At 63.7% G+C, this 25250-nt stretch carries 25 protein-coding genes; 14 read left to right on the forward strand and 11 right to left on the reverse strand.

Annotated features, from left to right (window positions below; genetic code table 11):
• The first annotated feature begins 167 nt into the window (after positions 1-167).
• The 7 genes from B2790_RS23055 to B2790_RS23085 all read left to right on the forward strand — a co-directional run bounded on the left by B2790_RS23055 (position 168) and on the right by B2790_RS23085 (position 5818).
• A complete protein-coding gene (locus B2790_RS23055) occupies positions 168-806 on the forward strand; it encodes a peroxiredoxin (RefSeq protein ID WP_019096904.1) in 639 nt (212 codons plus the stop codon).
• 288 nt (positions 807-1094) lie between these two features.
• Positions 1095-1688 (forward strand): NADPH-dependent FMN reductase, encoded by a 594-nt coding sequence (gene ssuE / locus B2790_RS23060; protein ID WP_286919855.1) that lies wholly within the window; start codon positions 1095-1097, stop codon positions 1686-1688.
• 84 nt (positions 1689-1772) lie between these two features.
• A complete protein-coding gene (locus B2790_RS23065) occupies positions 1773-2738 on the forward strand; it encodes a sulfonate ABC transporter substrate-binding protein (protein WP_286919856.1) in 966 nt (321 codons plus the stop codon).
• Between the two features lie 58 nt (positions 2739-2796).
• The gene (gene ssuD / locus B2790_RS23070; protein ID WP_025337326.1) at positions 2797-3945 is read left to right on the forward strand and encodes an FMNH2-dependent alkanesulfonate monooxygenase; all 1149 of its coding nucleotides are present in this window, start codon (positions 2797-2799) and stop codon (positions 3943-3945) included.
• 10 nt (positions 3946-3955) lie between these two features.
• Entirely contained in the window at positions 3956-4753 is a 798-nt protein-coding gene (gene ssuC, locus B2790_RS23075; protein WP_039614250.1) for an aliphatic sulfonate ABC transporter permease SsuC, read from the forward strand.
• Positions 4750-5562 carry an aliphatic sulfonates ABC transporter ATP-binding protein gene (gene ssuB, locus B2790_RS23080; RefSeq protein ID WP_013970450.1) on the forward strand — a complete coding sequence of 271 codons (813 nt, stop codon included), beginning with the start codon at positions 4750-4752 and terminating at the stop codon, positions 5560-5562. The genes ssuC and ssuB overlap by 4 nt, the downstream gene beginning before the upstream one ends.
• Before the next feature lie 40 nt (positions 5563-5602).
• The gene (locus B2790_RS23085; RefSeq protein ID WP_003255829.1) at positions 5603-5818 is read left to right on the forward strand and encodes a TOBE domain-containing protein; all 216 of its coding nucleotides are present in this window, start codon (positions 5603-5605) and stop codon (positions 5816-5818) included.
• A gap of 139 nt (positions 5819-5957) precedes the next feature.
• Here B2790_RS23085 and B2790_RS23090 read toward each other — a convergent pair whose 3' ends face one another.
• The 4 genes from B2790_RS23090 to B2790_RS23105 all read right to left on the reverse strand — a co-directional run bounded on the left by B2790_RS23090 (position 5958) and on the right by B2790_RS23105 (position 11162).
• Positions 5958-6590 (reverse strand): TetR/AcrR family transcriptional regulator, encoded by a 633-nt coding sequence (locus B2790_RS23090; RefSeq protein ID WP_025337328.1) that lies wholly within the window; start codon positions 6588-6590, stop codon positions 5958-5960.
• Positions 6590-8167, reverse strand: coding sequence for a glutamate--cysteine ligase (gene gshA, locus B2790_RS23095; RefSeq protein ID WP_286919857.1), 1578 nt, complete (start codon positions 8165-8167; stop codon positions 6590-6592). The genes B2790_RS23090 and gshA overlap by 1 nt, the downstream gene beginning before the upstream one ends.
• A gap of 287 nt (positions 8168-8454) precedes the next feature.
• Complete coding sequence (locus B2790_RS23100; RefSeq protein ID WP_003257433.1) at positions 8455-8838, reverse strand: PaaI family thioesterase; 384 nt, start codon at positions 8836-8838, stop codon at positions 8455-8457.
• On the reverse strand, positions 8838-11162 hold the full coding sequence (locus B2790_RS23105) for a Tex family protein (RefSeq protein ID WP_286919858.1): 2325 nt from the start codon (positions 11160-11162) through the stop codon (positions 8838-8840). Before B2790_RS23105 ends, B2790_RS23100 begins: the two co-directional genes overlap by 1 nt.
• A 217-nt stretch (positions 11163-11379) precedes the next feature.
• Here B2790_RS23105 and ompR point away from each other — a divergent pair, with 217 nt between their 5' ends.
• A complete protein-coding gene (gene ompR / locus B2790_RS23110) occupies positions 11380-12120 on the forward strand; it encodes a two-component system response regulator OmpR (protein ID WP_012270052.1) in 741 nt (246 codons plus the stop codon).
• A gap of 13 nt (positions 12121-12133) precedes the next feature.
• On the forward strand, positions 12134-13447 hold the full coding sequence (locus tag B2790_RS23115; RefSeq protein ID WP_013970454.1) for an ATP-binding protein: 1314 nt from the start codon (positions 12134-12136) through the stop codon (positions 13445-13447).
• Positions 13448-13571: 124 nt separating this feature from the next.
• On the opposite strand, the gene rimK is transcribed toward B2790_RS23115, so the two are convergent.
• Both rimK and B2790_RS23125 read right to left on the reverse strand, forming a co-directional pair.
• Positions 13572-14477, reverse strand: a complete 906-nt coding sequence (rimK, locus tag B2790_RS23120; protein ID WP_013970455.1) for a 30S ribosomal protein S6--L-glutamate ligase — start codon at positions 14475-14477, stop codon at positions 13572-13574.
• Positions 14474-14956 (reverse strand): ATP-dependent zinc protease, encoded by a 483-nt coding sequence (locus tag B2790_RS23125; protein ID WP_025754077.1) that lies wholly within the window; start codon positions 14954-14956, stop codon positions 14474-14476. The genes rimK and B2790_RS23125 overlap by 4 nt, the downstream gene beginning before the upstream one ends.
• A 109-nt stretch (positions 14957-15065) precedes the next feature.
• Between B2790_RS23125 and B2790_RS23130 the strand changes: the two genes are divergently transcribed.
• The gene (locus B2790_RS23130) at positions 15066-15467 is read left to right on the forward strand and encodes an RNA-binding S4 domain-containing protein (protein WP_013970457.1); all 402 of its coding nucleotides are present in this window, start codon (positions 15066-15068) and stop codon (positions 15465-15467) included.
• Positions 15468-15594: 127 nt separating this feature from the next.
• Here the strand turns inward: B2790_RS23130 and B2790_RS23135 are convergent, their stop codons facing one another.
• The gene (locus tag B2790_RS23135) at positions 15595-16389 is read right to left on the reverse strand and encodes a phosphatase PAP2 family protein (protein WP_286919859.1); all 795 of its coding nucleotides are present in this window, start codon (positions 16387-16389) and stop codon (positions 15595-15597) included.
• A gap of 121 nt (positions 16390-16510) precedes the next feature.
• Here B2790_RS23135 and hslO point away from each other — a divergent pair, with 121 nt between their 5' ends.
• From hslO to B2790_RS23150, 3 genes are all read left to right on the forward strand, one after another.
• Complete coding sequence (gene hslO / locus B2790_RS23140) at positions 16511-17410, forward strand: Hsp33 family molecular chaperone HslO (RefSeq protein WP_286919860.1); 900 nt, start codon at positions 16511-16513, stop codon at positions 17408-17410.
• Between the two features lie 179 nt (positions 17411-17589).
• The gene (locus B2790_RS23145; protein ID WP_075044323.1) at positions 17590-19131 is read left to right on the forward strand and encodes a phosphoenolpyruvate carboxykinase; all 1542 of its coding nucleotides are present in this window, start codon (positions 17590-17592) and stop codon (positions 19129-19131) included.
• 232 nt (positions 19132-19363) lie between these two features.
• On the forward strand, positions 19364-19804 hold the full coding sequence (locus tag B2790_RS23150) for an acyl-CoA thioesterase (protein WP_286919861.1): 441 nt from the start codon (positions 19364-19366) through the stop codon (positions 19802-19804).
• A gap of 55 nt (positions 19805-19859) precedes the next feature.
• Here the strand turns inward: B2790_RS23150 and B2790_RS23155 are convergent, their stop codons facing one another.
• The 3 genes from B2790_RS23155 to fdhD form a co-directional block, all read right to left on the reverse strand.
• Positions 19860-20285: a glycine zipper domain-containing protein gene (locus tag B2790_RS23155; protein WP_286919886.1), complete on the reverse strand. Its 426-nt coding sequence runs from the start codon at positions 20283-20285 to the stop codon at positions 19860-19862.
• A 375-nt stretch (positions 20286-20660) separates the two neighbouring features.
• The gene (locus B2790_RS23160; protein WP_286919862.1) at positions 20661-23006 is read right to left on the reverse strand and encodes an FdhF/YdeP family oxidoreductase; all 2346 of its coding nucleotides are present in this window, start codon (positions 23004-23006) and stop codon (positions 20661-20663) included.
• Positions 23007-23011: 5 nt separating this feature from the next.
• Positions 23012-23842 carry a formate dehydrogenase accessory sulfurtransferase FdhD gene (fdhD, locus tag B2790_RS23165; RefSeq protein WP_075044326.1) on the reverse strand — a complete coding sequence of 277 codons (831 nt, stop codon included), beginning with the start codon at positions 23840-23842 and terminating at the stop codon, positions 23012-23014.
• Positions 23843-24029: 187 nt separating this feature from the next.
• On the opposite strand from fdhD, the gene lysM reads away from it, so the two are divergent.
• Positions 24030-24470, forward strand: coding sequence for a peptidoglycan-binding protein LysM (gene lysM, locus B2790_RS23170; protein ID WP_023661080.1), 441 nt, complete (start codon positions 24030-24032; stop codon positions 24468-24470).
• 112 nt (positions 24471-24582) lie between these two features.
• Here the strand turns inward: lysM and yrfG are convergent, their stop codons facing one another.
• Positions 24583-25245, reverse strand: coding sequence for a GMP/IMP nucleotidase (gene yrfG / locus B2790_RS23175; protein WP_286919863.1), 663 nt, complete (start codon positions 25243-25245; stop codon positions 24583-24585).
• Between the last annotated feature and the right edge of the window lie 5 nt (positions 25246-25250).

Genomic DNA, 25250 nt, shown 5'->3' on the forward strand with positions numbered 1-25250 from the left:
TCGTGGCGTAACCAAAAAGAGCCTCGCCTAGTGCGAGGCTTTTTTGTGTCTGCAATTTCGTATGCCTTATGGTTATAAACAAATCAGTATTTATTCTTTTTGTTTTTAATCGAATGCAGGCACATTGAACCCACACGGTACAGAACCCAGCACAGGAGCCGCAGCCCATGAGCCTAAAACTCGGCGATATCGCCCCCGATTTCGAACAGGATTCCAGCGAAGGCAAGATCCGCTTCCACGAGTGGCTGGGCAACAGTTGGGGGGTGTTGTTCTCCCACCCGGCCGACTTCACCCCGGTGTGCACCACCGAACTGGGCCTTACCGCCAAGCTGAAGGACGATTTCGCCAAACGCGGGGTCAAGGCCATCGCCCTGTCGGTGGACCCGGTCGATTCGCACCACCGCTGGATCGATGACATCAACGAAACCCAGAACACCGTGGTCAACTTCCCGATCATTGCCGACGCCGACCGCAAGGTGTCCGACCTGTACGACCTGATCCACCCGAACGCCAGCGACACCCTGACCGTGCGCTCGCTGTTCGTCATCGACCCGAACAAGAAGGTGCGCCTGACCATCACCTACCCGGCCAGTACCGGGCGCAACTTCAACGAAATCCTGCGGGTGATCGACTCGCTGCAGCTGACCGACAACCACAAGGTCGCCACGCCAGGTAACTGGCAGGACGGTGACGAGGTGGTGATCGTGCCCTCGCTGAAGGACGAGGAAGAGATCAAGCAGCGCTTCCCCAAAGGTTACCGGGCGGTCAAACCCTATCTGCGGCTGACCCCGCAGCCCAATCGTTAAAGGATTCCTCGTTGCATTGCTCTTAGCCAAAGCAGGGATATTCGGGCCGTTTCGACGGCCCTTTTTTATGCCTGCTGAAACTGCGTTGGCTTCTTCGCGGGCATGCCCGCTCCCACAGGAACAGTGCAGGACTTGGCTTTGCCACAAAACCTGTGGGAGCGGGCGTGCCCGCGAATAGGCCCTTGAAGATAAAAACAAAAATGGAATAAACAAATGAAAAAATATGATTTCTAGATATATGCGGCGACTGTTAATGTCACCTCCAACAGAACACAAGGAAGCGCTGCAATGCTGGTCGTCTCAATCGGTGGTAGCCCCAGTACCCGTTCACGCTCCGGCGTGCTGCTGGAGCGTTCTCGCCAGTGGCTGCAGGACCGTGGCGTCGAGGTAGTGACATTCCTGGTACGTGACTTTCCCGCCGAAGACCTGCTGCACGCCCGATTCGACAGCCCGCAGGTGCAGCACTTCCAGCAGCTGGTGGCCCAGGCCGATGGCCTGATCGTCGCCACGCCGGTGTACAAGGCCTCGTTCGCCGGTGCCCTGAAAACCTTGCTCGACCTGCTGCCCGAACGCGCCCTGGCACACAAGATCGTGTTGCCGATCGCCACCGGCGGCAGCATCGCCCACATGCTGGCGGTGGATTACGCACTGAAACCCGTGCTGTCGGCACTCAAGGCGCAAGAGACCCTGCAAGGGATCTTCGCCGACGACAGCCAGGTCGCCTACGCAGAAGGCTCCAGGCCCGCGCAGCTGGTAGCGGCGCTGGAAGAACGCCTGCAGGACGCGCTGGAAACCTTCCACGTTGCACTGGCCCGTCGGCCGCGCCCCGTGGCCCCCGGCGTATTGAACGAACGCCTGATCAGTGCTCGCTGGAGCGTCTGACCGGCCCAACCCGCTTCACCACCTTACTCGCCCGACAACGAGGCAAGCAGGTGCAACCCGAACCCACTCGCACAGGAGAGCGCCATGCGCACAGTCTTCTTGCGTCGCGGTCTGGTCGCCCTGTTTGCGGCGGCTGTGTCCTTCGGCGCCATCACCCAAGCCCAGGCCGAGAGCCTGCGTATCGGTTACCAGAAATACGGCACCCTGGTGCTGCTCAAGGCCAAGGGCAAGCTGGAAAAGCGCCTGGCCGAGCAGGGCGTGCAGGTGCAATGGACCGAGTTCCCCGGCGGCCCGCAGCTGCTTGAGGGGCTGAACGTCGGCTCCATCGACTTTGGCGTCACCGGTGAAACCCCGCCGGTGTTCGCCCAGGCCGCCGGTGCCGACCTGCTGTACGTCGCCTACGAGCCGCCAGCGCCACACAGCGAGGCTATCCTGGTGCCGAAGGGCTCGCCGATCCAGTCGGTCAAAGACCTCAAGGGCAAGAAAGTCGCCCTCAACAAAGGCTCCAACGTTCACTACCTGCTGGTTCGCGCCCTGGAAGACGCAGGCCTGAAATACAGCGACATCCAGCCGGTGTACCTGCCTCCGGCCGACGCCCGCGCCGCCTTCGAACGCGGCAGCGTGGACGCCTGGGTGATCTGGGACCCGTACCAGGCTGCCGCCGAGAAACAGCTGCAGGCTCATACCCTGCGTGACGGCAAGGGCCTGGTCGACAACCATCAGTTCTACCTGGCCACCCGCAATTACGCGACCCAGCACCCGGCGGTGATCAACACACTGATCGAAGAAGTGCGTGCCGTGGGTGAATGGTCCCAGGCCAACCCGCAGGAAGTGACCGACCAGGTCGCGCCGCTGCTCGGCCTGCCTGCCGACATCACCCTGACCTCGGTCAAGCGCCAAGGCTACGGTGCCGCGCCGCTCACCCCGGAAGTGGTAGCCGCGCAACAGAAGATCGCCGACACGTTCCAGGCACTGAAGCTGATTCCCAAGCCGCTGAGCATCAAGGACGTGATCTGGACACCCCCGGCCAAGGTCGCCAGTGCGCCTTGATTGATTTGCCTGCGCCGGGGCGCCGCCCTGGCTGAGCCCCCTTGAGGAGACAACTCCAATGAGCCTTAACATCTTCTGGTTCCTTCCTACCCACGGTGACGGCAAGTACCTGGGCACCTCCGATGGCGCGCGCGCCGTCGACCATGGCTACCTGCAGCAGATCGCCCAGGCGGCCGACCGGCTCGGCTTTGGTGGCGTGTTGATCCCTACCGGGCGCTCCTGCGAGGACTCCTGGCTGGTCGCGGCATCGTTGATCCCGGTGACCCAGCGCCTGAAGTTCCTGGTCGCCCTGCGCCCCGGGATCATTTCGCCGACCGTGGCGGCACGCCAGGCAGCAACCCTTGATCGCCTGTCCAACGGCCGCGCGCTGTTCAACCTGGTGACCGGTGGCGACCCGGACGAGTTGGCCGGTGACGGCCTGCACCTGAACCATCAGGAACGTTATGAAGCCTCTGTGGAGTTCACCCGTATCTGGCGCAAGGTGCTGGAAGGCGAGGTGGTCGACTACGACGGCAAGCACATCCAGGTGAAGGGCGCCAAGCTGCTCTACCCGCCGATCCAGCAACCACGTCCGCCACTGTATTTCGGCGGTTCCTCGGAAGCTGCGCAGGACCTGGCCGCCGAGCAGGTCGAGCTGTACCTGACCTGGGGCGAGCCGCCGAGTGCGGTCGCTGAAAAAATTGCCCAGGTGCGTGAGAAAGCCGCCGCCCAGGGCCGCGAAGTGCGCTTCGGCATCCGCCTGCACGTGATCGTGCGGGAAACCAACGAAGAAGCCTGGGCCGCTGCCGACAAGCTGATCTCGCACCTGGACGACGACACCATCGCTCGCGCCCAGGCCTCGCTGGCGCGCTTCGACTCGGTCGGCCAGCAACGCATGGCCGCCCTGCACAACGGCAACCGTGACAAGCTGGAAGTCAGCCCCAACCTGTGGGCCGGTGTCGGCCTGGTGCGCGGTGGTGCCGGTACCGCGCTGGTGGGGGATGGCCCGACCGTCGCGGCGCGGGTCAAGGAATACGCCGAGCTGGGCATCGATACCTTCATCTTCTCCGGCTACCCGCACCTGGAAGAGTCGTACCGGGTGGCCGAGCTGCTGTTCCCGCACCTGGATGTGCAACGCCCGGAGCAAGCCAAGACCGGTGGTTATGTGAGCCCGTTTGGCGAAATGGTGGCCAACGACATCCTGCCCAAGTCCGTTGCGCAGAGCTGAGGGCCAGGCCATGAGTCGTGCAACTTCCAACAACCTTGGCCAGCGCCTGGCGCCTTGGGCGCTGCCGGTACTGCTGCTGGCTGCCTGGCAGCTGGCGGTCAGCGCCGGCTGGCTGTCGACGCGCATCCTGCCGGCGCCCAGCGCTGTGGTCAGCGCCGGCGTCGAGCTGGTGCGCAGCGGCGAGATCTGGACCCACCTGGCCATCAGTGGCTGGCGTGCCGGGCTGGGCTTCGTCATCGGTGGCAGCATCGGCCTGGTGCTGGGCTTCATCACCGGCCTTTCGAACTGGGGCGAACGCCTGCTCGACAGCTCGGTGCAGATGATCCGCAACGTGCCGCACCTGGCGCTGATCCCGCTGGTGATCTTGTGGTTCGGTATCGACGAGTCGGCAAAGATCTTCCTGGTCGCGCTGGGCACGCTGTTCCCGATCTACCTGAACACCTACCACGGCATCCGCAACGTCGACCCGGCGCTGGTGGAGATGGCGCGCAGCTATGGCTTGTCCGGCTTCAGCCTGTTCCGCCAGGTGATCCTGCCCGGGGCATTGCCTTCGATCCTGGTAGGCGTGCGCTTTGCCCTGGGCTTCATGTGGCTGACCCTGATCGTTGCCGAAACCATTTCGGCCAATGCCGGCATCGGTTATCTGGCGATGAACGCCCGTGAGTTCCTGCAGACCGACGTGGTGGTGCTGGCCATCGTCCTGTATGCGGTGCTCGGCAAGCTTGCCGACCTCGCCGCCCGCGGCCTGGAACGTGTGTGGCTGCGCTGGCACCCGGCCTATCAAGTGGCGAAGAAGGAGGGCGCATGACCGTACTCAAGGAACAGCCGCCACGCCTGCTGCGTGGCATCCCGCTGGCCTCCAGCGGCCTGCGCAAGACCTTTGGCCAGCGCGAAGTGCTGAAGGGTATCGAGCTGCATATTCCTGCCGGCCAGTTCGTCGCCATCGTCGGCCGTAGTGGCTGCGGCAAGAGCACCTTGCTGCGCCTGCTGGCCGGTCTCGACCAGCCAACTGCAGGCCAGTTGCTGGCCGGTGCCGCGCCGCTGGAGCAGGCCCGCGAAGAAACCCGCCTGATGTTCCAGGACGCGCGCCTGCTGCCATGGAAGAAGGTGATCGACAACGTTGGCCTGGGCCTCTCTGGCGACTGGCGCCCGCGTGCGCTGGAAGCGTTGGAGTCGGTTGGCCTGGCCGACCGCGCCAATGAATGGCCGGCGGCTCTGTCGGGTGGCCAGAAGCAGCGTGTGGCCCTGGCCCGGGCGCTGATTCACCAGCCGCGCCTGCTGCTGCTGGACGAACCGCTCGGTGCGCTGGATGCATTGACCCGTATCGAGATGCAGCAACTGATCGAACGCCTGTGGCGTCAGCACGGCTTCACCGTCTTGCTGGTTACCCACGATGTCAGCGAGGCAGTCGCCGTGGCTGACCGGGTGATCCTGATCGAGGACGGCGAGGTCGGGCTCGACCTCACTGTCGACCTGGCACGGCCTCGGGCGCGTGGTTCGCACCGCCTGGCTGCGCTGGAAAGCGAAGTGCTCAACCGTGTTCTGTCGGCCCCGGGCGCTGCGCCCGAGCCGGATCCTGTAGCCCCTTTGCCCACGCAACTGCGTTGGGCGCACTGACTCACTTACCAGACTGAAGCCATAGAGAAGGAATCAAATCATGACCATCAAAGCCATCAACGTTCGCAACCAGTTCAAAGGCACCGTGAAGGAAATCCTGGAAGGCCCGGTACTGTCGGAAATCGACGTGCAGACCGCCTCGGGCATCGTCACTTCGGTCATCACCACCCGCTCCGTGCGTGAGCTGGAGCTGCAGGTGGGCAGTGAAGTGATTGCCTTCGTGAAGTCGACTGAAGTGTCCATCGCCAAGCTGTGATGGGTGTGGGCCATGGGGCTGCTTTGCAGCCCTTCGCGGGCACGCCCGCTCCCACAGGTACTGCGCAGGTTTCAGGTTTTGCGCGGACCCTGTGGGAGCGGGCGTGCCCGCGAAGGGCCGCACAGCGGCCCCAATGATCTCAGCTGGAACGCTTGGCCAGAAAAGGCGGCAGATACAACCCCAGATACGCCTCGAACACTCGCTTGCCTTCCTCGGCCATGCGCGGGGTGATCGCCTCATGCAGCTGCACCGACCGCGCATACACCCGGTCGCTCAATTCCATGGCCAGGGCAAACACGTCCACATCCGCCGGCATCACCGGCAGATGAAAGTGCTGGTCGAACAACTTGTGCATCAAGTCGCCCAGTTCCATGTCGTGCTGCCGGTCGGCCTGCACCACTTCGCTCAGGCCATGCTGGGCCAGGATCAGTTGCCGCGCCGCCGCGTCCTCGTTGTAGATATCCAGCATGCGCTGCTCGATCAGCCGTGACAGTTCGTGCCAGGTGTTGAAGGCACTGCTGTCGATTGGCGCGCTCAGCGCTTCACGGAAGGCCCGGTGTACATCGGCCGTCAACGCCTCCAGCAGCGCCGGCACGCTGGCGAAGAAGTGGTACACCGACGACGGTGGAATCTGCGCACGCTCGGCCACGCTGTAGATCGACAGGCTCGCCACCCCCAGCTCGGCCAGCAACTCGCGTGCAGCCGCCAGGATCGCCTCGATCCTGGCCTGGCTGCTGGCGCGCGGCTTGCGCGGGGTGGCAGTGCGGGTCATCAGTTGCTGATCGCCAGGATGCTGGCCTGGTAGGCGCCGACGAACAGGTCGAAGTCGCCGACTTCCTGCTGTTCCAGGCGCGACTGCTCGGCCAGCGAGTCGCGGGCGAGGGTTTCGAAGGCCTGCTGGCGCTCGACCGGCAGTGGCTGTTCGCGGAAGGTTTCGGCGTGGATGCGGCTCTGGCGCAGGGAGAACTTGACGAAGCTCTCGTCATGCTCGGTCATGCGTGCCAGTACCTGGGCCGACGGGGTCAGCGAGGCGTCGTCGACCTTGGCCTGCTGGGCATCCAGGGCCTTGCCGTGTTCTGCGCCATCTTGCGCCTGGTCGAGCAGCTCGGCCAGTGGCCGAATACGCTCGATCAGCTCGCTGGCCCAGGCCTTCAGGCCGATTGGCTGGCCATTGCGGTGCAGTTCCAGGCCCGGGCGCCGGCCTTCCTTGACCACGGTCAGGAAGTTGTTGGTGCACTGGCCGCATTCGCCGTTGTCCAGTTGCGGGCTGTCTTCCAGCGCGCAGAACAGCAGGAACGCGTCGAGGAAGCGCGCCTCGGTCAGGTCGATGCCCACCGGCAGGAACGGGTTGATGTCCAGGCAACGCACTTCCACGTACTGCACGCCGCGCGAGGTCAGGGCCTGGATCGGCCGCTCGCCGGTGTAGGTGACGCGCTTGGGGCGAATGTTCGAGTAGTACTCGTTCTCGATCTGCAGGATGTTGGTGTTCAGCTGTACCCACTCGCCATCCACGTGCGTGCCGACTTCGACGTAAGGCGGGTAGGGCGTGCCCACCGCCTTGCGCAGGCTGTCGGTGTAGCTGGCCAGGTTGTTGTAGCACGGCGTGAGGCCGGCCTGGGCGTTGCTCTGGTAGCCCAGGTCGCTCATGCGCAGGCTGGTGGCGTAGGGCAGGTACAGGGTTTCGGCGTCCAGCTCTTCGAGCTGGTGCGGGCGGCCACGCAGGAAGCCTTTGTCCAGGGCCGGCGAGGCGCCGAACAGGTACATCAGCAGCCAGCTGTAGCGGCGGAAATTGCGGATCAGCGCGATATAGGCCGACGACTGGTAGTCGCGGTCGCTCTCACTGCCGCCTTCTGCGGCGCGCAGCAACGGCCACAGCGCTTCGGGCAGCGAGAAGTTGTAATGGATACCGGCGATGCACTGCATGGTGCGGCCGTAGCGCAGGGCCAGGCCCTTGCGGTAGACGTGCTTGAGCTTGCCGATGTTCGAGCTGCCGTACTCGGCGATCGGGATGTCCTCCTCGGCCGGCAGCGTGCAAGGCATCGACGGGCTCCACAGGTATTCGTCGCCCAGCTTGCTGTAGACGAAACGGTGGGTCTCTTCGAGGCTTTCCAGCACCTTGGCCGGGTCGGGAAGGGCCGGGGTGATGAACTCCAGCAGCGACTCGGAATAATCGGTGGTGATCTGCTCGTTGGTCAGCGCCGATCCCAGGGCTTGCGGATGCGGGGTCTGGGCCAGGCGACCTTCGTCGGTCACGCGCAGGCATTCGCGCTCAATACCGTGCAGGCACTGCTTGAGCAGGGGGAGATTGGCGCCGAGCAGGCTCAGGCGGCGGTTGAGGAGGTCGCTCAAGATGTATTCCTTCACGCGTCAGTCGCCCCAATATGGGGGTAGAAAAGACGGTCTACAAGGGTAGTGGGAAAAGGAACTGGCGTTGTCGCCTGGTTTACGCGGTTCCGGCATTGCGCAGCGCCGACTTCGGGGGCCGCTTCGCAGCCCATCGCCGGCAAGCCGGGCCCCCACAGGTAAACCACGATATTCAGGCTTGTGGATTACCTGTGGGGGCCCGGCTTGCCGGCGATGGGGCGCGAAGCGGCCCCCGGCTGTTGCCGAAAATACCGCAGATACTGCTTGGTGAGCTAGAGAACCGCGAAGGTTCCTTGCGCTTTCGCCACCAGCTTGTCGCCCTGAACTACGTCGGCGTCGACCACCAGGGTGCGCCGCCCGGCGTGCAGCACACGGGCGGTGCACAGCACCTCGCCGTCACTGACGGCGCGCATGTAGTTGATCTTGCACTCGATGGTGACGCTTTGCTGGTCGAAGCCATGGCTGGCCGAGCAGGCCAGGCCCATGGCGATGTCCACCAGGCTGAAGATCGCCCCGCCGTGCAGCTTCTGGCCACGGTTGCGCAAGTGTGGCTCGAGCGCCAGGGCTACCTCGGCAACACCTGTCTCCAGGCGTTGCAGGCGGCAGCCGAGGAGCTGGCTGAAGGCGCTTTCGACGTATTCGCGTGGAACGTCCATCACTTCTTCTTCAGCTGCTTGGCGTTGGCGAACAGGGCGGCCATGGCGTTGTTGGCCGGTGCCGCAGTGGCGGTTTCGCGCTGGCGCGGCGCCTGCTGCTGGCGGTTGCCGCCATTGCCACGGTTACCACCGCGGTTGCCGTCTACCTTCTCGCCCGGGGTGTCGCTCATGCGCATGGACAGGCCGACGCGTTTGCGCGGGATGTCCACTTCCATGACCTTGACCTTGACCACGTCGCCGGCCTTGACCGCTTCACGCGGGTCCTTGATGAATTTCTCCGACAGCGCCGAAATGTGCACCAGGCCGTCCTGGTGCACGCCGATGTCGACGAAGGCACCGAAGTTGGTGACGTTGGTCACCACGCCTTCGAGGATCATGCCCGGTTCCAGGTCCTTGAGGTCTTCGACGCCGTCCTGGAAGGTGGCGGTCTTGAACTCGGGGCGTGGGTCGCGGCCAGGCTTGTCCAGTTCCTGCAGGATGTCGGTGACGGTCGGCAGGCCGAAGGTTTCATCGGTGAATTTCTTCGGGTCCAGGCGCTTGAGGAAGCTGCTGTCACCGATCAGCGAGCGGATGTCGCGGTCGGTGTCGGCGGCAATGCGCTGTACCAGCGGGTAGGCCTCGGGGTGAACCGCGGAGGCGTCCAGCGGGTTGTCACCGTTCATCACGCGCAGGAAGCCGGCGGCCTGTTCGAAGGTTTTCTCACCCAGGCGGCTGACCTTTTTCAGCGCAGCACGAGTGGCGAACGGGCCGTTGGCATCGCGATGGGCGACGATGTTCTGCGCCAGGGTGGCATTGAGGCCGGAGATGCGCGTCAGCAGCGCCACCGAGGCGGTGTTGACGTCCACGCCCACGGCGTTCACGCAGTCCTCGACCACGGCGTCCAGGCCGCGCGCCAGTTTCAGCTGGGACACGTCGTGCTGGTACTGGCCGACACCGATGGATTTCGGGTCGATCTTCACCAGTTCGGCCAGCGGGTCCTGCAGGCGGCGGGCAATCGACACGGCGCCACGGATCGACACGTCCAGGTCCGGGAATTCGCGGGCGGCCAGTTCCGATGCGGAATACACCGAAGCGCCAGCCTCGGAGACCATGATCTTGGTGATCTTCAGTGCCGGGTACTTCTTGACCAGCTCCGCCACCAGCTTGTCGCTTTCGCGGCTGGCGGTGCCGTTGCCGATGGCGATCAGCTCCACCGAGTGCTTGGCGCACAGTGCAGCCATGATCGAAATGGTGCGGTCCCAGTCGTTCTTCGGCGCGTGCGGGTAGACCGTGGTGTGGTCCAGCAGCTTGCCGGTGGCATCGACCACGGCAATCTTGCAGCCGGTGCGCAGGCCCGGGTCGAAGCCCAGGGTGGCACGCGGGCCGGCCGGGGCGGCCAGCAGCAGGTCGTGCAGGTTGTGGGCGAACACATTGATCGCCTCGCCTTCGGCGTTGTCGCGCAGCTCGCCGAACAGGTCGGTTTCCAGGTGGGTGTACAGCTTGACCTTCCAGGTCCAGCGCACCACTTCGCCCAGCCACTTGTCGGCCGGGCGGTTGCGGTTCTCGATACCGACGTGGTTGCCGATCATCAGTTCGCACGGGTGCAGGGTGCCGGGCAGTTCTTCGCCGACTTTCAGCGAGGCGCTCAGCACGCCTTCGTTACGCCCGCGGAAAATTGCCAGGGCGCGGTGCGACGGGGCGTTGCGCAGCAGTTCGTCATGGGCAAAGTAGTCGCGGAACTTGGCGCCTTCTTCTTCCTTGCCAGGCACGACGCGGGCGCTGAGCACCGACTCCTGCTTGAGGAAGCTGCGCAGCTTGTCGAGCAGGGCGGCGTCTTCGGCGAAGCGCTCCATGAGGATGTACTTGGCGCCTTCCAGCGCGGCCTTGACGTCGGCCACGCCCTTGTCGGCGTTGACGAAGCGTGCGGCTTCGTTTTCCGGGGCGAGGTCTGGGTTGTTGAACAGGCCGTCGGCCAGCTCGCCGAGGCCGGCTTCCAGGGCGATCTGGCCCTTGGTGCGGCGCTTCTGCTTGTACGGCAGGTACAGGTCTTCGAGGCGGGTCTTGGTATCGGCCAGCTTGATCTCGCGGGCCAGTTCCGGGGTCAGCTTGCCCTGCTCCTCGATGCTGGCAAGGATGCTGGCGCGGCGCTCGTCGAGTTCGCGCAGGTAGCGCAGGCGCTCTTCCAGATGGCGCAGCTGGGTGTCGTCCAGGCTACCGGTCACTTCCTTGCGGTAGCGGGCGATGAAGGGCACGGTCGAGCCTTCGTCCAACAGGCCCACGGCCGCCTCGACCTGCTGGGGGCGTACGCCCAGTTCCTCGGCGATACGGCTGTTGATGCTGTCCATGTAAACCACCTGACATTTGTGAATACGGGGGTCGCCTGTGGGCCTTTCGCCCGGCGGCGCTGGATGAAAGCCGCGCATTATACCCATCGCAAACGGCTTGCGGTGATGGCGCCCGGCCAGCCGGAACTGGCGCCGGGGGAAAAATCTGCTAACAATGCTCACGCAACGTGCAGCAATGGCTACGCCATAATGCGCGGCGATATCAGAGGAGTTATTCATGACCGGCACGCCAAACACCGCTGAAGGTGACAAGATTCTCATCGTCGACGACGACCCGGGGCTGAGCAGCCTGCTGGAACGTTTCTTCACCAGCAAGGGCTACCGTGCCCGTGCGGTGCCCAACACCGAGCAGATGGACCGCCTGCTGCAGCGTGAGGTGTTCAACCTGGTGGTGCTCGACCTGATGCTGCCCGGCGAGGATGGCCTGTCGGCGTGCAAGCGCCTGCGTCAGCAGAACAACCAGATCCCGATCATCATGCTCACCGCCAAGGGCGACGAGCTCAGCCGTATCAAGGGCCTGGAGCTGGGCGCCGACGATTACCTGGGCAAGCCGTTCAACCCGGACGAGCTTATGGCCCGGGTCAAGGCCGTGCTGCGCCGCCAGGCGCCGAGCGTGCCGGGTGCGCCTGGTAGCGAAGACGAGTCGGTCACCTTCGGCGACTACGAGCTGTCGCTGGCCACCCGCGAACTCAAGCGTGGCGACGAAGTGCACATGCTCACCACCGGCGAGTTCGCCGTGCTCAAGGCGTTGGTGATGCACGCACGCGAGCCGCTGACCCGCGACAAGCTGATGAACCTGGCGCGTGGCCGCGAATGGGATGCGCTGGAACGCTCCATCGACGTGCAGATTTCGCGTCTGCGCCGCATGATCGAGCCGGACCCGTCCAAGCCGCGTTATATCCAGACCGTGTGGGGTGTGGGCTACGTGTTCGTGCCGGACGGAAACGCCGGTAAATGATGCCGCGCCGTCGATGAAAACACCGCTCTGGTTTCCGCAAAGTTTCTTCGCCCGCACCCTGTGGCTGGTGTTGATCGTCGTCCTGTTCTCCAAGGCCTTGACCCTGGTCTACCTGTTGATGAACGAGGACGTGCTGGTCGACCGTCAGTACAGCCACGGTGTTGCGCTGACCCTGCGCGCCTATTGGGCGGCCGACGAAGAAAACCGCGACAAGATCGCCGAAGCGGCAGGCCTTATCCGGGTCACCGGCTCGGGCGTGCCCGAGGGTGAGCAGCACTGGCCCTACAGCGAAATCTACCAACGGCAGATGCAGGCCGAGTTGGGCGAAGACACCGAGGTACGGCTGCGCATCCATGCGCCGCCGGCGTTGTGGGTCAATGCGCCGAGCCTGGGCCCGGGCTGGTTGAAGGTACCGCTGTACCCGCACCCGCTGCGTGGGCAGAAGATCTGGAACGTGCTGGGTTGGTTCCTGGCCATCGGCCTGTTGTCCACAGCTTCGGCCTGGATCTTCGTGCGCCAGCTGAACCAGCCGCTCAAGCGCCTAGTGTTCGCCGCCCGGCAGTTGGGCCAGGGGCGCAGCGTGCGCCTGCCGATCAGTGACACGCCCAGCGAGATGACCGAGGTGTACAAGGCCTTCAACCAGATGGCCGAGGATGTGGAGCAGGCCGGGCGCGAGCGCGAGCTGATGCTGGCCGGGGTTTCCCACGATCTGCGCACACCGCTGACGCGCCTGCGCCTGTCGTTGTCGTTGCTGGACAGCGACAGCGAACTGAGTGACGACATGGTCCGCGATATCGAGGACATGGACGCGATCCTCGACCAGTTCCTGGCCTTTATCCGCGATGGCCGTGACGAGCCGGTTGAGGAGGTCGACCTGGCCGACCTGGTGCGTGAAGTGGTGGCGCCGTACAACCAGCCGGAAGAACGGGTGCGGCTGTGCCTGGAGCCGATCCCACCGTTCCCGCTGCGCCGGGTTTCGCTCAAGCGCATGCTGGGCAACCTGATCGGCAATGCCCTGCACCACGCCGGCAAGGGGGTCGAGGTGGCCGCCTATGTGTCGGGCGACGAGAGTGCACCGTATGTGGTGCTGAGCGTGCTGGACCGCGGGACGGGGATCGACGAGTCGGAGCTGGAGACCATCTTCAACCCGTTCATTCGTGGTGACCGGGCCCGGGGTGGCAAGGGCACCGGGCTGGGGTTGGCGATCGTCAAACGGATTGCGGCGCAGCATGGTGGGAATGTGGAACTGCGCAACCGCTCTGGTGGCGGGATCGAGGCGCGGGTACGGTTGCCCTTGGGGCTGTTGCTGCCGCGTAATGCCGTATGAATCTGGTTGGCTGCAACGGCCCTATCGCCGGCAAGCCAGCTCCCACAGGTAATCCACAAGCCTGAAGGTCGTGGTAATCCTGTGGGAGCTGGCTTGCCGGCGATAGGGCCGGTACAGGCTTGAATCAGCCCTTACCCTTGGTCCGAGTCTGATTAGGCCCACCATTCTTCTCCAGATGCTCGATGATCATGGCGGCCACGTTCTTGCCGGTGGTCACTTCAATCCCCTCCAGCCCCGGCGACGAGTTCACCTCCATCACCAGCGGCCCGTGGTTGGAGCGCAGGATATCCACACCCGCCACACTCAAGCCCATCACCTTGGCCGCGCGAATGGCGGTCATGCGTTCTTCCGGGGTGATCTTGATCAGGCTGGCCACCCCACCGCGGTGCAGGTTGGAGCGAAATTCCCCCGGCTTGGCCTGGCGCTTCATCGACGCGATGACCTTGTCGCCGACCACGAAGCAGCGGATATCCGCGCCACCCGCTTCCTTGATGTATTCCTGCACCATGATGTTCTGCTTCAACCCCATGAACGCTTCGATCACCGATTCGGCGGCCTTGGTGGTTTCGCACAGCACCACGCCGATGCCCTGTGTACCTTCCAGCACCTTGATCACCAGCGGGGCGCCGTTGACCATCTGGATCAGGTCGGGGATGTCGTCCGGCGAGTGGGCGAAGCCGGTAATCGGCAGGCCGATGCCACGCCGCGACAGCAGTTGCAGCGAGCGCAGCTTGTCGCGGGAGCGGGCTATCGCTACCGACTCGTTGAGTGGATACACGCCCATCATCTCGAACTGGCGCAGCACCGCGCAGCCATAGAAGGTCACCGAGGCACCGATGCGCGGGATCACTGCGTCGAAGCCTTCCAGCGGCTTGCCGCGGTAGTGGATCTGCGGCTTGTGGCTGGCAATGTTCATGTAGGCCCGCAGGGTATCGATCACCACCATTTCGTGGCCCCGCTGGGTACCGGCTTCGACCAGGCGGCGGGTGGAATACAGACGCGGATTGCGCGACAGCACAGCGATCTTCATGCAGCACCTGTGGCAGGAGAAAGGGTGGCCGGGAAGGCCGGTTTGTCTTGTACGTATTTGAGGCCAGGGTTGACCACCAGCTGGCCATGGATCAGGGCCTTGGAACCCAGCAACAGGCGATAACGCATGTTCTTGCGGCAGGCCAGGGTGAACTCCACCTCCCACACACCATCGCCCAGGGCCAGTGACGTGCGGATGACATAGCGGGTCTGGGCCTGGCCGTTGGAGCTCTTGATGGTTTTCATGGTCACCAGTGGTGCCTCGCAGCGGCGGTGGCGCAACTGCACCACCGAGCCCAGGTGTGCGGTGAAGCGGACCCAGGGCTGGCCGTCGCGCTCGAACGGTTCCACCTCGGTGGCGTGCAGGCTGGAGGTGCTGGCACCAGTGTCGATCTTGGCGCGCAGCCCGGCCACGCCAAGGTCGGGCAGGGCGACCCACTCGCGCAGGCCGATCACAGTCAAATGGTCAAATGTCTTCACGAAACGCACCCTGCGGATGAGGTGGTGAACTGTAAGCACGGCGGGGATTTTTTGCATCCGATCGTTACGGTAGTACAGTTCGATGAAACACAGCGTTCGAGGTAACGGGATGGCACAAAAAGCCGAAGACGACGACAAGGTCCGCCTGGACAAATGGCTGTGGGCGGCACGCTTCTACAAGACCCGTGCGCTGGCCAAGGCGGCGATCGAGAGCGGCAAGGTGCATTGCCGGGGTGAGCGCTGCAAGCCGGGCAAGGAGCCGCGGGTGGGTGACGAGTTCGTGCTGCGCACCGGGTTCGACGAGCGCACCGTGGTGGTGAAGGCTCTGTCGGTAGTGCGGCGTGGGGCGCCAGAGGCGCAGACGTTGTACGAAGAGACCGAGGACAGCGTGCGCCGGCGTGAGCAGGCGGCGGAACTGCGCAAGGCCGGGGCGATGGGCGTGACCACCGATGGGCGGCCGACCAAGAAGCAGCGGCGGCAGATTCACCAGTTGCATGGGAGCTTTGAATAGCCGGGGCCGCTTTGCGGCCCATCGCCGGCAAGCCAGCTCCCACAGGTACTGCGCAAGCCCTGAAACTTGTGCAATCCCTGTAGGAGCGGCCTTGTGTCGCGATGGGCTACGCAGTAGCCCCAAGGATCTAGCGGGTCACCGCCAAGCGCCCGACCAACGGTAACTTGGCCGCGATCGCGAACAACGGCGCCGTCCAGCGCATCAGCACTGCACTCCCCTTGGCCGCCAGCGGCGTGTAGCAGCTCCAGCCCAACGCCAGCACTGCCATCAGCAGCCCGCCGATGTAGTCATCCTGCCCCCAGTGGGCACCGGCCACCAGGCGCGGCAACATGAACAACACCGCCAGCCCCCAGACCACCAGATACTGCACCAGGCGGCGGCTGAACACGCTCATGAACAGCGCCCAGACCAGCAGCACCGAGGCATGATCCCCCGGGAAACTCTTGCTGGAACGGTCCTTGAGCTCCCAGGCCGCCTCCAGGTTCGGATAGTAGTCGCTGAGGTGCACCACCTCGTCGAACATCATCGAAGGGCTCTTGTGCTGCCAGCCGGCTGCATCCACCCACTTGGAAAACAGCGCGCGAACCACCACTAAGAGGATTAGCGTGACCAGGAAGCCGAAAAAGGCCTGGCGCACCTGGGTTGCCTTGAACACCCAGTCGCCACGGATAAGCACTGCCAGAAGGATCAGGCCGACGACGATGTCGAATGGGCGCAGGCTACCGACGGTCCAGATGTAGCGCCAGGTGGTGTTGTCGGCCAGCGGCGCATTCAGGCTGTGGAACAGCCACTCGTCGAAAGTCAGGCACAAGATCTGGCCAATGGGCCATAACCAGAAACACAGTAGAGCGATAGGAAGCAGCGTACAGGCTGCCAATGGCCCCCAGGACCACCTTGCTTGGAACAGTGGTCGATTATCCATAAAATACCTCTATTGCAAACAGGAATCGGAGCGCCTTGTGAGCGCTCTGTCACGGGGTTCTCGGATGTTTTTCGACAACCCTTGTAACCATTTTGTCATCATTTTCAGATAGCCAAAACCTATGAGCGACTTGCCTGATACCGATTTCACCCAACGTTTCATCTTCGACGAGCGCGATGTGCGCGGCGAGTGGGTGTCTCTCGATGACAGCTACGCCGCGGTGCTGGCGCGTCATGACTACCCGCAGCCGGTGCAGACACTGCTGGGCGAGCTGATGGCCGCCACCGCCTTGCTGGTGGGGGCGCTGAAGTTCGACGGCCTGCTGATTCTGCAGGCGCGTTCCGCAGGGCCGATCCCGCTGTTGATGGTGGAATGTTCCGGTGACCGGGACATCCGTGGCATGGCCCGCTACGAAGCGGACCAGATCCCGGCGGATGCGACCCTGTCGCAGCTGATGCCCGACGGCCACCTGACCCTGACCATCGATCCGGTCAAGGGCCAGCGCTACCAGGGCACCGTCGACCTCGACGGCGCCGACCTGTCGGAATGCTTCACCAACTACTTTGTGCAGTCACAGCAACTCAACACCCGCTTCTGGCTCAACGCCGTGGGTGGCAAGGCCCGTGGCTTGCTGCTGCAACAGTTGCCGCGCGATCGCCAGCCGGACGACGAAGAGCGCGAGGACAGCTGGCAGCATGTGGTAGCCCTGGCCAAGACGCTCAAGCCCGAAGAGTGGTCGGAAGACAACGAAACTCTGTTGCACCGCCTCTACCATGAAGACGCAGTACGCCTGTTCGATATTCAGCCGCTGCGTTTCAAATGCAGCTGCTCTCGCGAACGTTCCGGCAATGCGCTGGTCAGTTTGGGCGAGCACGATGCCAAGGCGCTGGTGGAGGAATGCGGCGGGCAGGTGGAGATCGATTGCCAGTTCTGCAACGAGCGCTATTTCTTCGACGCCAGCGATGTGGCGCAACTGTTTGCCGGTGGCGGCACTGACGTAGCCTCAGAAACTCGTCACTGAAACGTTTAACTACAGGACAATCTCCTGTCGAATTGCGCAAAAGCGCAGTTCTGACAGGAGGGGCCTACTTTTTTTGGGCGTTTCTGGCATAATCCGGCCACTTTTTTCGCTGTAGTAGTTTTTTCAAGACAACTACAAAACGTTTGGAGCACTCGGCCTCGGGCCGGATGGGGTATCTCATGACGCAAGCCAACAACACCGTGTACACCGACCTGAGCGTCGATGAGCTGGTAAAAGAAGCGCTGCAACGCGGTGAAGGCGTACTAGCCGATACTGGCGCACTGGTCGTGGAGACCGGTCACCGTACTGGCCGTTCGCCGGCTGACCGTTTCATCGTCGAAGAGCCTTCCACCCAGGACGCCATTTCCTGGGGCCCGATCAACCGCAAGTTCCCGGCCGACAAGTTCGATGCCCTGTGGGACCGCGTCGAGGCGTTCAACAACGCCCAGGATCACTTCGTTTCCTACGTTCACGTAGGGGCTGCCGCCGAGCACTACCTGCCGGTGAAGATGACCACCCAGACTGCCTGGCAGAACCTGTTCGGCCGTTGCCTGTTCATCAACCCGGAGCAGTACAACCCGGCTGGCCGTGGCGAGTGGCAGGTCCTCAACGTCGCCAACTTCGTGTGCGAGCCTGAGCGTGACGGCACCAACTCCGATGGTTGCGTGATCATCAACTTCGCCCAGAAGAAGGTGCTGATCGCTGGCATGCGCTACGCCGGCGAAATGAAGAAAGCCATGTTCTCGGTGCAGAACTTCCTGCTGCCGGCTGCTGACGTGCTGCCGATGCACTGCGCGGCAAACATCGGCGAAAAAGGCGATGTGACCCTGTTCTTCGGCCTGTCCGGCACCGGCAAGACCACCCTGTCGGCCGACGAAAGCCGTTACCTGATCGGTGACGACGAGCACGGCTGGGGCGAGGGCGTGGTCTTCAACATCGAAGGCGGCTGCTACGCCAAGTGCATCGACTTGTCCGAGAAGAACGAGCCGGTCATCTGGAAAGCCATCAAGCATGGCGCCGTGCTGGAAAACGTCGTACTCGACGCCAACAAGCACGCCGACTACACCGATGTCAGCCTGACCCAGAACAGCCGTGCGGCCTACCCGCTGGAGCACGTTGCCAAGCGTTCCGAAGCGAACCTGGGCGGCGAGCCGAACGCAGTCATCTTCCTGACCTGCGACCTGACTGGTGTTCTGCCTCCGGTTTCGATCCTGAACAACGAGCAGGCGGCCTACCACTTCCTGTCCGGCTACACCGCGCTGGTCGGTTCCACCGAAATGGGTTCGGGCAGCGGCATCAAGTCGACCTTCTCCACCTGCTTCGGTGCACCGTTCTTCCCGCGCCCGGCTGGCGAGTACGCCGAGCTGCTGATCAAGCGTATCAAGGGCTTCGACTCGAAGGTCTACCTGGTCAACACCGGCTGGACCGGCGGTGGCTACGGCGTTGGCAAGCGCTTCAGCATCCCGACCACCCGTGCCGTGATCGCTGCGATCCAGAGCGGCGCGCTGATCGGTGCCGAAACCGAGCACCTGGACATCATCAACCTGGACGTGCCGAAGGCCGTTCCGGGCGTTGATACCGAGCTGCTCAACCCGCGCACCAATTGGGCTGACAAGGCTGCCTACGACGAGGCCGCCAAAGGCCTGGCCAAGCTGTTCATCGAAAACTTCAAGAAGTTCGAAGTTTCCGACGCCATCAAGGCCGCTGGCCCACAGCTGTAAGCTGAGCTTGCCGGTAACGAAAAGGCCGCCCCAACGGGCGGCCTTTTCGTTTTCTACTGCCTGTACCGGCCTCTTCGCGGCTAAAGCCGCTCCCACAGGTACTGCACTGCATTCAACGTTGGTGGTGTACCTGTGGGAGCGGCTTTAGCCGCGAAGAGGCCGGCACAAGCAGCGGAAATCCGGTTTTTCTGTTTCACTGTCAGCATCCATTGCGAAGACAAGAGCCAGCCAGATGACCGAATCCCCTCAGCGCACTGCCTTCTCCCACTTCCACCCCATCCTCACCCGCCCCCAGGACAATGACCTGAACGGCCACATCGCCGGTGCCACCGTGCACGGCTTCTTCGAAACCGCCATCCAGGCGTTCCTCGTCGAACAGGCCGAACTGGACCTGCGTGACGGCGAGCTGGCGGCCTTCGTGGTCAGTTCGGCGGCGGATTTCTACGCGCTGCCAGGCTTCCCGGACGTGCTGGAAGTGGGGCTGGGGGTGGCACGCCTGGCGGGCAGTACGGTGGAGTACCGCCTGGCCCTATTCCGCCCAGGCGAGCCGGAGGCGTGTGCGGCAGGCACGGTGGTGCAGGTGTTCATCGAACGCGCCAATGGCCGGCCAGTGGCATTGCCAGAAGCGCTGCAGGTGATCCTGTCTGGTGTATTGCTGGAACAGCAGGCATAAAAAAGCCCCGCTGGCAGGGGCGGGGCTTTTGTTGCCGGGGCAAGACCCTCAGGCGTTAGTCGCGCCAGTGGCGCTTGTGCTTGCGATGGCCGTAGTGGTGGCCACGGTCCCAGTGGCGGCGGTCGTCGTCATAGCCACGACGGTAGCGGCGGCCTTCGTGGTAATCGTCTCTGTCGGCCTCTTTACCCAGGTAGTTACCCAGTGCGCCACCGGCACCACCGCCGGCTGCTGCGCCAATGTAGCTACCGGTAGTGCCGCCCACGGAGCGGCCGACCACGTTACCGCCTGCTGCGCCCAGCGCGCCGCCGATAGCGGCTTCCCCGCGCTGACGCTTGTCGGCACCCAAGGCACCGCCAGCCGCGCCGCCCAGGCCGGCACCAATGGCGCCGCCGGTGCTACCACCGATGGAGTTGCCCACCACGGAGCCCAGTACCCCACCCAATGCGCCGCCAATGCCGGCCTCGGTGGTGCCGCCTGCCATGGCAACGCCGCTGAGCAAGCTGAAAGACAACAACAGTATCGAGGATTACTTCTTCATCAAGAGAGCCTCATAAGGATGACGAGGCGATTTTTGAGCCTTGCAGGCACGCCTGGCAACGGAAATCCGACGAGTAACACGAGTTGTACACAATTCTCTAACTTACTGTATTTACTGTGAAACTTTATCGTTTTTTCGCTGTCTGATACCTTTATGACGAAGCCCTGAACCTTGATGGAACAGGGCTTTTTTCGTTTTTGGCGGCATGGCTTCCGGCCTCTTCGCGGGCACGCCCGCTCCCACAGGTACAGCACAGGAATCGAAACATGTGGAACTCCTGTGGGAGCGGGCATGCCCGCGAAGAGGCCAACACCATTCCTACAGGATGCGCCCGTCGTCCCGCGCCCGCTCCAGCTTGATGGCGATGAACTTCGACGTTGGCGTATGGCTGCCATCGCCAATGCTTTCCAGCGGCACCAGCGGGTTCACCTCCGGGTAGTACGCCGCCGCCTGCCCGGCCGGGATGTCGAAGGCCAGTAGAGTGAAGCCGTGCACACGGCGCACATGCTCATCCCCCCACAACGACACGATGTCGACCTGCTGCCCCGGCTGGAAGCCCAGGCGGATGATGTCGGCTTCGTTGGCGAACAGCACCTCGCGCTGGCCACGCACGCCACGGTAGCGGTCGTCCAGGCCGTAGATGGTGGTGTTGTACTGATCGTGCGAGCGCATCGACTGCATGATCAGGTCAGGCACCTGGCCGCTGGCGCGTACACGCTCGTCGAGCAGCGTGTCGGGCAGCAGGTTGGCCTTGAAGTTGGCGCGGCCGGTGCTGGTATTCCATTCGCGGCTGGCAGCGCTGTTGCCCAGGTAGAAACCGCCCGGCTCGCGCAGGCGCTGGTTGAAGCCGCTGAAGCCGGCGATGGTGTCGCCGATCAGCTCGCGGATACGGTCGTAGTCAGCCACCAGCCAGTGCCAGTCCACGGGCTTCTTGCCCAAGGTGGCGGCGGCGATACCGGCGATGACCGCCGGCTCCGAGCGCATCTGCGTCGAAAGCGGCTTGAGCTGGCCATTGGAGGCGTGGACCATGCTGAACGAGTCCTCTACCGTTACCGCCTGTGGCCCTTCTGCCTGCAGGTCGATGTCGGTGCGCCCCAGGCACGGCAGGATCAGTGCCTGCTTGCCGTGCACCAGGTGGCTGCGGTTGAGCTTGGTGCTGATGTGCACGGTCAGCTCGCAGTTGCGAAGTGCCTGGGCGGTGCGCTCGGTGTCCGGCGTGGCCTGGGCGAAGTTACCGCCCAGGCCGATGAACACCTTGGCGCGGCCGTCGAGCATGGCGTGGATCGCCTCGACGGTGTTGTGGCCATTGTGCCGGGGCACGGGGAAGCCGAAGCGCTGCTCGATGGCGTCCAGCAGGGCCACCGGCGGGCGCTCGTTGATGCCCATGGTGCGGTCACCCTGCACGTTGCTGTGACCACGCACCGGGCACAAGCCTGCGCCTGGCACGCCGATATTGCCGCGCAGCATCTGCAGGTTGACGATTTCCTGGATGGTCGGCACCGAGTGACGGTGCTGGGTAATGCCCATCGCCCAGCACATGATCACCCGCTTGCCACGGCAGTACATGCGCGCGGCCAGTTCGATGTCGGCCAGCGCCAGGCCGGACTGGGCCTGGATGTGCTCCCACGGGGTGGCATCCACTACCGCCAGGTAGTCGTCGACGCCATGGCCATGTTCGGCGATGAAGGCGTGGTCGAAGACTGCCGGTTCGCCGTTGGCCTGGGCTTCGCGTTCCCATTGCAGGACGAACTTGGCCATGCCGCGCAGCAGCGCCATGTCGCCGCCCAGGGCCGGGCGGAAGAATGCGGTGTTGGTCGGCCGGTCGCTGTTGGTCAGCATTTCCAGCGGGTTCTGCGGGTGCTGGAAGCGCTCCAGGCCACGCTCCTTGAGCGGGTTGATGCACACCACCTGGGCGCCGCGCTTTACCGCATCGCGCAGCGGGTCGAGCATGCGCGGGTGGTTGGTACCGGGGTTCTGGCCCCAGACGAAAATCGCGTCGGCGTGCTCGAAGTCGTCGAAGGTGACGGTGCCCTTGCCGACCCCGACGCTTTGCCCCAGGGCCACGCCGCTGGCCTCGTGGCACATGTTCGAGCAGTCGGGGAAGTTGTTGGTGCCGTAGGCCCGCACGAACAGCTGGTACAGGTACGCTGCTTCGTTGCTGGCGCGCCCCGAAGTGTAGAACTCGGCCTGGTCAGGGCTGGCCAGCTTGTTCAGCTCGCGGGCGATCAGGGTGAAGGCGGCGTCCCAGCTGATCGGTTGGTAGCGGTCGCTGGACGCGTCATAGACCATCGGCTCGGTCAGGCGCCCCTGGTACTCCAGCCAGTAGTCGCTCTGCTGCAGTAGCGAAGTGACGCTGTAGCGGGCGAAAAAGGCGGCATCGACGCGGCGCTTGGTCGCCTCCCAGTTCACTGCCTTGGCACCGTTCTCGCAGAACTTGACCATGCCGCTTTCCGGCGAGTCGCCCCAGGCGCAGCCGGGGCAATCGAAGCCGCCGTTCTGGTTGGTCTTGAGCAGCGCGCGAATGTTCTTCAGCGCGTTATCGCTGCCAACCCAGGCCTTGGCCACGCTGCGCAGCGCGCCCCAGCCACCGGCGGGGCCGTGGTAGGGCTTGTAGCGAGGGGAGGAGGCTGGGGCGTTTTCCGGGAGGTGTTGGTACGAGGTCACGACTGTTACGACTCCGCCGCTGGGCTGTAGACCCGCGGTGCGCTGTGCTTGGGCAGATGGATAAGGTTGAGGTTGTGCTTGCGCGCCCATTGCAGGGCAAGGCCGGTGGGCGCCGACAGGCTGACCAGGGTCTGGATACCGGCCCGCAGCACCTTCTGGATCAGCTCCAGGCTGCAGCGGCTGGTGACGATGGCCAGGCCACCCTGGCTGTCGATGCCTTGGCGCAGCAAGGCGCCGATCAGCTTGTCGAGGGCGTTGTGCCGGCCGATGTCTTCGCGGCCGAGCAGCAGTTCGCCGTGGCGGTCCATGAACAGTGCCGCGTGCACCGCGCCGCAGTGCTGGCCGAGGGGCTGGAAGGCATCGATACGCTCACGCAGGCCGACCAGCCATTGCGCCGGTGGCAAGGGTGCGCCAGGCAACTTGGCCAGCTCTGGCAGTGCCTGCTCCAGCGCTTCGACCCCGCACAGGCCGCAACCACTGGTGCCGGCCAGCTGGCGGCGCTGGTTTTTCAGGTTCCAGAACGCACGGCTGGAAATCTCCAGGTCGGCATACATTGCCGAGCCGCTGCCGGAGAGTTTCAGGTCGTAGATTTCCGTGGTGCCTTCCACTATGCCGCTGCCGACACTGAAGCCGACGGCGAAGTCTTCCAGGTCGGTTGGGCTGACCAGCATCACCGCCTGGTTCAGGCCGTTGTAGACAATGGCCAGGGCCACTTCTTCGGCCAGGGGCGTGCTGTCGCGTCTGGCGTCATTGAGCTGGACGTAATCGTAGGTGTTGCTGGCGGCGGGCATGGTCAAGGGCGATGAGGCCGCGCAGACCGGAGGTTTGCTGTTCATCGGTGCTGACTTTTCATCGGGGCTATCGGCAGCTTTCAGATAGCACAAGCCTAGGCGTGCGGGCCGGCGGCGTCTAATCGCTAGGGTCTATGCCTTGATAGACCGCGTCGATTGGTCGCATGGGGGCGGTAGGGGAAAAGCTGGCCTAGACTGCTGTGTCCGAGGTTTCGTCAACAAGGAGAGCGCTATGAGCTTGTTCAGTTTCGTCAAGGAAGCGGGCGAGAAGTTGATCGACCTGCTGACCCCCGGCAATGCCAATGCCGAAGAGCAGCTGAAGAAACACGTGGAAAGTGTCGGCCTGGGCAACCCGAATATCACGGCCACTGTAGAGGGAGACACGATCATCCTCAAGGGTGAGGTGGCCAGCCAGGAGGAGAAGGAGAAGATCATCCTGGCGGCGGGCAACGTCGCTGGCGTGGCCAGTGTCGATGACCAGATCACCGTGACCGGACCGGTGGCCCAGGCCGCGCGGTTCGTGACGGTGGAGAAGGGTGATACGTTGAGCGCCATTTCGAAGAAGGTGTATGGCGACCCCAACAAGTATCAGAAGATCTTCGAGGCCAACAAACCGATGCTCAAGCACCCGGACAAGATCTATCCGGGGCAGGTGTTGCGTATTCCTGACTGATATCTACAGCTTGTACCGGCCTCTTCGCGGGCTCGCCCGCTCCCACAGGTACAGCGCCAGCCGTGAATGGGGCGCTGTACCTGTGGGAGCGGGCATGCCCGCGAATGGGGCCTCACAGGCCGACCAATAGCTCCCGGTAATCCTCGACCGCCTCAAACTCTTCGGTATCCCGCGGCCCTGCCTGGCTATCCGGTTGGCGCACCGCCAGCAGATGCCCCACGCCAAACCGTCGCGCACTGCGCAGAATCGCCAAGGTGTCATCGATGAAAAGGCTGCGCTCCGGTTCAAAGCCGATGTCCGCCTGCAATGCGTCCCAGAACTGCGGGCTTTCCTTCGGGTAGCCGTAGTCATGCGAGCTGATCAGCCGTTCGAAATAAGGCGCCAGCTCCACCCGCTCCAGCTTCAGCGACAGCGAATCCCGGTGCGCATTGGTGATCATCACCACGCGCTTGCCTGCGTCGCGGATCGCGGCAAGGAAAGTATCGGCATCCGGGCGCAGGGCAATCAGGTCGGCGATTTCCTGTTTCAGCTCGCGGATCGGCAGCCGCAGTTCGCGGCTCCAGAAGTCCAGGCAATACCAGTTCAGCGTGCCGGCATTGCGTTCGAACAGCGGCTGCAGCTCCATTTCCGCCATGGCCCGGCTCACCCCGTGCAGCTCGGCATAGCGCTGGGGCAGGTGGTCCAGCCAGAAGCGGTTGTCGTAATGCAGGTCGAGCAGGGTGCCATCCATGTCCAGCAGGACGGTATCGATGGCAGACCAGGGAAGAACAGGCATGGGAA

Source organism: Pseudomonas sp. UBA6753 (assembly GCF_002453565.1).
GTDB lineage: Bacteria > Pseudomonadota > Gammaproteobacteria > Pseudomonadales > Pseudomonadaceae > Aquipseudomonas > Aquipseudomonas putida_Z.